The organism is Streptomyces sp. NPDC002130 (assembly GCF_040296465.1).
Classification (GTDB): domain Bacteria; phylum Actinomycetota; class Actinomycetes; order Streptomycetales; family Streptomycetaceae; genus Streptomyces.
In genome coordinates this window covers 1-5,260 of record NZ_JBEOXI010000390.1, presented here as the reverse complement: position 1 = coordinate 5,260, position 5,260 = coordinate 1, and the positions used below count along the sequence as shown (strand labels likewise).

The window sequence follows — 5,260 nt, the reverse complement described above, 5'->3', positions numbered from 1 at the left end:
TGCGCTTCGGGCGATGTCCGCGCCTTGGCTGTATCCGATGATCGCGAATGGCTCTGTGGTGCTGAGGATTCGTTCCCGGAGTCGCGATTCGGCGTGATGGACGGAATTTGCGTAGGAGAATCCGATGCCGTAGGCCGCGGGGTAGTCGACCCAGTGGATCGTGAATCGGGTTCCGACGCGGCGTGTGGTGTCGGTCAAGAGTCCGTGTGGCAGCCGTGCGGTGGGTTTTTCGCCGGTGCCGCCGACGACGTAGAGGGTCGCAGTCATCGACCGGACTTTTTGAAGAACTGGTCGCCGATCATGCTGCCGACACGTTCGAGGGTGTCACTGACCAGGTCGTTGACGCCGGTGGTGACGTTGATGGTGTTGTCGACCTTTGGTGGCGATTGGAGTGCGTCTGCGATCCGTTCGAGCTGGTCGGCGATCTTCTGCATTACTTCGAGGTTCGCGGTGACCATCTGTTCGTAGTTCATCGGTCGTCTCCGATCAGATATTGGATTTGGAGGGCTGGGGTCGAGTCCGGGTCAATCGACAGTGCAGCGATGTCCGTTTCTCCTCCGAGGGCTTTCACGATGGCGTCGAGAATGCTGATGGTGTGCTCGGCGGTGATGATCGGACGCCTTCCGGCAGGAACCGTGACGGCGTCTTGGATGATGCGGCCACGCCAGTAGTTGGTGGTGATCGCTGCGATCTTGTTTCGGCGTTCGGGTGAGTCGTTCATGCGCTTCGGCTCTCGTGGGTGTTGTCTTGCCGGTAGGTCACGTGCACGCCGGTAGGTTCGCCTGAACTGGCAAGGCGTTTGGTGACTTTGAGGTCGGTGACTTGGTTGTCGTCGATGTAGATCACGCCGGAGAGGGAGTCGAGGACGCCGCGAGTCAGCTTGTCGATGTCGGGGCGTTTGACGGCGGGGAGAAGTTTCCCGATGGCGTACTTCGGGCGGGGCATCACGAATTCGAGGTGGATGGCCGCGGCTTGTGTGGGGAATAGGGCTGCGTCGCGAGTGACGTTGACGGCTGCGGTTTCGCGGACAGTGCGGCGCCACTTCGGGAGCGCTTTGGAAGATTCGGCAAGTACCGGTTTGCCGCCACGGAAACCTTTGAAGGACTTCGACCCTTGGGGTGCGGGGATTCCGGGGACGAAGAACGTGGTCATGCCTCGCGACCTCTCGTGCGTGAGCGGTGGGCTACCTCCCACCTCAGCTGTCTACTGTCGCACTCGATAGTAGATAACCTGGAGTCGAGGATAGCCCACCGTGTCACGAGTGGACGGCTACTTCCGTCTCCGCGCCTTGGCGCGTGCTTCTCTTTCGCGTCCCATGCGCCTGAAGCGTTCAGCGTTGGCCGCGTACTCTTCTACCAGCCGTGCGACGCGAGCTTCGGCTTCAGGCGAGGACCGGACCCCACTCGCGGTGGACTTGACGGCACTCATGTACGCCTTCGCGAGTGCACTCGAGGCGTTGTCGCGGTCGCGCGGTCGCTCCTCCCAGATCGTCCAGCCGATCCCGTCGACAATTCCGCCCGCGACTGCGACGACCTTGTATCCCTCGGCCGGCGTAGGTCGCCGCCCATCGGGGAGGTACCAGCGGCGGGGTCCTCCCGGGTATGCGGTGTACGCGCGCGGTGAAATTCGTGCGGCGTTCGAGATTGCATCGTCGCCCGTCGGCATCAATTCGGTTGCCGAAGGCAGCGGGTCTGTGCGGACCGGTTCAACCCTCCCCCACGCCGTGACGGTGATGTGCTCACTGTCGGCGTCACTTCGCCGGTCTGGCGCGGATTGCAGAGCCGGTGCCTTGTCTTCGGGCTTCTCCGGCTCGAGTAGTTCCCGCCGCAGCGAGGCAAGGTTGCAGAGGAACTGCTCAGGTGCGGACAGTTCGCGGTTGACGCGCGCGATCAGCTCCGGCGTGGGGTCCTCGGCGTCAAAGAGGGCTTGGACGAGCGCGGTGCGGGCTTCGGTTTTCGCGTCCGACATCGAGTCGCCGACCAGGTATTGGGAGTGCTCGCGGTCGGCTCGGGCAGACAGTTCTGCTCTCCGATCGGATTCCAGTTGACGTGCCTCGTGGGCGCGCCGGTGGGTGAGCATGCGCGAGTGAGTGATGTTCCCGGCGGCGACTGCGAGCAGAATTGCTGGCAGTAGCGCGTTTCCCGCGACGATGAGTATGACTGCCAGGATCGACAGTGCGATGCTCAAGCCGAGGGCGTATCGGTTCACGGTGAGTGTTCCTTTCCGCATTCGGTGCAGGTCAACGGCAGGAGGTAGCCGGTGACCTCCCTGCCGGTGAGGACGACGGAAGCGTTGAACCATTCACTGCCACAGCCGCATTGGTAGTTCGCGGGCGTGAGGCGGTGGCCGGTGAACTGGATGACGTTGCTGTAGTCGTTTGGGATGTCATCGGCCATGGCGCGCCTGCCGGTTGTGTCGGCGTGTGATCGGCGCTGCCCACATCGGCGGTGTGGGCGATGGCCGTGGGAGCGCACGCTCCTGCGGTGTTCGGGGATCCGGTTCCGGCTCCGGCGCGAATGTCGTAGTAACCTGCTGAAACAGACCTGCCGTTGGCACTTGCTGAAGCAGGCCGATGCCTAGATCGACCTCCAGCCCTAGGAGCGCGTCGCGAAGTATCTGCTCCAGGAGTTCCGTCACAGACACCGGAGGGACGAGCAGATCGATCAAGTCGATTGCATGAATGCTCGGGTTGGCAGGCTGGGTTGGTCCGATGAAATTCGATCCGGGGCAAAGTATCTCGGAGTTATCGTCTGCGTATCGGTATCCCGCGTCAACCTCACCGAAAGATCGCATCGTCTGCATGCGCTCGGTGATCTTGAGTCCGTGCCATTCTCGGCCGCAGTGCCAGCACCGTTCTTGGTTGACGTTGTGGTCGTATCCGGATCTGCTGTCGTAGGCGCTGAGTTGTTCGTCGACGAGTGCATCGATTTCGTCGATGATGTCTCTCATTTCGTGTCCCACCATTCTCGGTAGGTCGATACGAGCCACGAGTCGATCTGTGCGCGGTCTGGCTGCTTCGGGTAGTCGGCGGTTCGCGATAGTTGCATCAACTGCGATTCGAGTTCCGCTGCCCGGTCGAGCGCTTCGAACTGTGTGTGTTCACCGTTGCGGAGTTCGGTCAACCATGCGCGGTCGCCAGCGGGCATCGGTAGCGTGATTTTGCCTTCGGTCAACAGTTGCACGCCCTGAATACCAAGCCTCACCATGTGATACGCGAATTTGGTGTCGAATCCGTAGACGTCGATGAGTTCGGGTCGGTTTGTGTGCTTCTTGCCTCGGAGGCCGAGCATCTGTTCACGCTGCGACTTCAGATATCCGGCGAATCGGAAGGCTGATTGCCGTGAGACGAACCGTTCGGGGTGCGCCTGCAGGTCCTCGCCGACGTACGTGTTCAGGACCAGTTCGTGCGGTGGGATGAACATGAGCAGTAGCACGGTCGGATTTCCCGCCTCGGCTAGTCGCGCCCACTTGCGAAGTGAGTACACGACCAAGTCGAGATCACCGGCACCTGATCGGACGCCCTCGGGCTGGGTTCGGTACTGGTATTGCTCGAATTTGCTGACGCCGATGACGAACTCGGGTGGTTCGATGCAAACACCCATCTCGTCTCTGTCGTCGTTGCCGGTCGTGACGCCGTGGAGTCCTGACCCGACTTGGCCTCGCAGGACTGTGTTGGAATCGGCGATCGCCTTGAATTTCGGTTCACTGTGAGCGATTTCGGTCATCTCTGACTCCAGTGCTTGATGGCGTTGAAAACCTGGCCATGCTTGTGGACTTGTTTGTAGGCCCCATTGCCGAGCATCCACACCTGCGGATTGCCGCTGTGTGCGACGAGTGGGAGAGCTGCGCGGTAGGCGTTGTCTGGCAACAACTCTGCGTCGTCGAGGATGAGGAGATCGACCTTGGAGATTCGGATCGTGTCGCCCGCGCGTGCGGCGTAGTGGATCACGCTGCCGTTGTTCATCTCGATACGCGACTGACCTGCAACGAAGGAGACCCGTTTAACTGCCTGGCGAAGTGTATTTGCCTCTCCGAGGATCTGAGTGAGATTCCGCTGAGCGTTCCGGACAGCTCTGGATCGAGCTGCGGTGTGGACGATGCGGTGGTTCGAGGACAGCAGCAGCTCGTACAGTTCACGAGCAAGAGTGATGCGCTCGCGATCGTTCGGGTCCGGTGTCAGGATCCCGACGCGGGGCGCTTCCCAGGTCTCGAGGATTGTGCTCATCGTGTCTGTGAGGGTGTCACGCTGCCACTGGTCAAGGTCCAGGCCGGCGGCAGCTGCTAGAGCCATGGCGTTCTCGCTTTCGCTGTGAGAGCGCGCCGGCACGTCCTTGATTTGCGGATCGCATTTGTCGCCTCGGGGTTCGGTCATACTGTGCTCCGGTGCTCGGTAGCGTCGAAGCAGTTCTTGAGGTATCTGGCGTCGTCGAGCGCATTGTGCTCACCGGAGACTTGCTCGGGCAGCTCTGGTCGCCCCAGATCGTCGAGCCGCTGCTGAAACTCGCGGGTATACATCGGTAGGCCTTTGGGCAGCATGATCATTGGTCCCCACAATTGCGCGAGCGCGACGTGATCGTAGGCACCGAAGTCGGCCCACAGTTCCGGTTCCGGGGCCGCGAGCAGGAACTCACGCACCTCGTTGGCGATGACCCACTTCGGCTTCACTAGCACCGACCGCTTGTTCAGAGACCACGACCACTGGTTCGAGCCGAACCCTCTCGTCGGCTTACCGCCGTTGAGAGGGAGGTGCGGGACGACGTTCTGGCACAACCAGTCGTTCTTCGCGATGCGGTCGCGGTCCATGTCCGAGTTGACCGCGTAGTACTCGCGTCCGTCCTCGGCAACGATTCCGATCGAAATCAGATCGATCGTCGAACCGTCCTCGTGGAATTCGGTGTCGTAGAAGTACTTCACGTGTGAACCTCCTTGGTGGCCAGAAGGATGAGGCGGGATTTCGGTATCCGGTTTGCGCAGCGGATTTCGTTGGGCGCGGTTCCGTAGAACGGGAGTACGAAGATTTCGTCGCCGCGGTCGAGGCGAACTTGCCAAAGATCCCACGACGGAATGTGTTTCATCCATCGCATGCCAGCGGAGTACCGCCAGGCGGTCGCGGGGTCTGCGCTCATGCACACCATCGGTCTGGCGTCACCGGCCCCGGCTTCGTCGAGGGACACCAACCCGTTCTTCGTCAAGATGAAGGAGGGCGCGGAGAAGTCCGCGAAGGCCGAAGGCGTCAAGCTCATGACCGCGGCCGGCAAGT

General features: G+C 61.3%; 11 protein-coding genes. All 11 read right to left on the bottom strand.

Annotation, left to right across the window (positions count from 1 at the left end; genetic code table 11):
- On the bottom strand, positions 1 to 267 hold a 267-nt coding region (locus ABT116_RS39245; RefSeq protein WP_351644471.1), incomplete at its 3' end, for a hypothetical protein.
- Positions 264 to 473: a hypothetical protein gene (locus tag ABT116_RS39240; protein WP_021343803.1), complete on the bottom strand. Its 210-nt coding sequence runs from the start codon at positions 471 to 473 to the stop codon at positions 264 to 266. The genes ABT116_RS39240 and ABT116_RS39245, both read right to left, overlap by 4 nt.
- The gene (locus tag ABT116_RS39235) at positions 470 to 721 is read right to left on the bottom strand and encodes a hypothetical protein (RefSeq protein WP_234551504.1); all 252 of its coding nucleotides are present in this window, start codon (positions 719 to 721) and stop codon (positions 470 to 472) included. The genes ABT116_RS39240 and ABT116_RS39235 overlap by 4 nt, the downstream gene beginning before the upstream one ends.
- Positions 718 to 1,152, bottom strand: a complete 435-nt coding sequence (locus ABT116_RS39230; RefSeq protein WP_351644467.1) for a RusA family crossover junction endodeoxyribonuclease — start codon at positions 1,150 to 1,152, stop codon at positions 718 to 720. Before ABT116_RS39230 ends, ABT116_RS39235 begins: the two co-directional genes overlap by 4 nt.
- Positions 1,153 to 1,269: 117 nt before the next feature.
- On the bottom strand, positions 1,270 to 2,187 hold the full coding sequence (locus tag ABT116_RS39225; RefSeq protein ID WP_351644465.1) for a hypothetical protein: 918 nt from the start codon (positions 2,185 to 2,187) through the stop codon (positions 1,270 to 1,272).
- A gap of 17 nt (positions 2,188 to 2,204) precedes the next feature.
- Positions 2,205 to 2,396 carry a hypothetical protein gene (locus ABT116_RS39220; protein ID WP_351644462.1) on the bottom strand — a complete coding sequence of 64 codons (192 nt, stop codon included), beginning with the start codon at positions 2,394 to 2,396 and terminating at the stop codon, positions 2,205 to 2,207.
- A complete protein-coding gene (locus tag ABT116_RS39215; RefSeq protein ID WP_351644459.1) occupies positions 2,386 to 2,949 on the bottom strand; it encodes a hypothetical protein in 564 nt (187 codons plus the stop codon). The genes ABT116_RS39220 and ABT116_RS39215 overlap by 11 nt, the downstream gene beginning before the upstream one ends.
- A complete protein-coding gene (locus ABT116_RS39210; protein WP_351644456.1) occupies positions 2,946 to 3,725 on the bottom strand; it encodes a DNA polymerase beta superfamily protein in 780 nt (259 codons plus the stop codon). Before ABT116_RS39210 ends, ABT116_RS39215 begins: the two co-directional genes overlap by 4 nt.
- Positions 3,722 to 4,372, bottom strand: coding sequence for a hypothetical protein (locus ABT116_RS39205; RefSeq protein WP_351644454.1), 651 nt, complete (start codon positions 4,370 to 4,372; stop codon positions 3,722 to 3,724). Before ABT116_RS39205 ends, ABT116_RS39210 begins: the two co-directional genes overlap by 4 nt.
- Complete coding sequence (locus ABT116_RS39200) at positions 4,369 to 4,914, bottom strand: 3'-5' exoribonuclease domain-containing protein (RefSeq protein ID WP_351644451.1); 546 nt, start codon at positions 4,912 to 4,914, stop codon at positions 4,369 to 4,371. Before ABT116_RS39200 ends, ABT116_RS39205 begins: the two co-directional genes overlap by 4 nt.
- Positions 4,911 to 5,075: a hypothetical protein gene (locus ABT116_RS39195; RefSeq protein ID WP_351644449.1), complete on the bottom strand. Its 165-nt coding sequence runs from the start codon at positions 5,073 to 5,075 to the stop codon at positions 4,911 to 4,913. The genes ABT116_RS39200 and ABT116_RS39195 overlap by 4 nt, the downstream gene beginning before the upstream one ends.
- Positions 5,076 to 5,260: the final 185 nt, after the last annotated feature.

Coding starts and splice junctions, on each gene's coding strand:
- ABT116_RS39240 (WP_021343803.1), bottom strand. CDS start 473: ATGAACTACGAACAGATGGTCACCGCGAACCTCGAAGTAATGCAGAAG.
- ABT116_RS39235 (WP_234551504.1), bottom strand. CDS start 721: ATGAACGACTCACCCGAACGCCGAAACAAGATCGCAGCGATCACCACC.
- ABT116_RS39230 (WP_351644467.1), bottom strand. CDS start 1,152: ATGACCACGTTCTTCGTCCCCGGAATCCCCGCACCCCAAGGGTCGAAG.
- ABT116_RS39220 (WP_351644462.1), bottom strand. CDS start 2,396: ATGGCCGATGACATCCCAAACGACTACAGCAACGTCATCCAGTTCACC.
- ABT116_RS39215 (WP_351644459.1), bottom strand. CDS start 2,949: ATGAGAGACATCATCGACGAAATCGATGCACTCGTCGACGAACAACTC.
- ABT116_RS39210 (WP_351644456.1), bottom strand. CDS start 3,725: ATGACCGAAATCGCTCACAGTGAACCGAAATTCAAGGCGATCGCCGAT.
- ABT116_RS39205 (WP_351644454.1), bottom strand. CDS start 4,372: ATGACCGAACCCCGAGGCGACAAATGCGATCCGCAAATCAAGGACGTG.
- ABT116_RS39195 (WP_351644449.1), bottom strand. CDS start 5,075: ATGAAACACATTCCGTCGTGGGATCTTTGGCAAGTTCGCCTCGACCGC.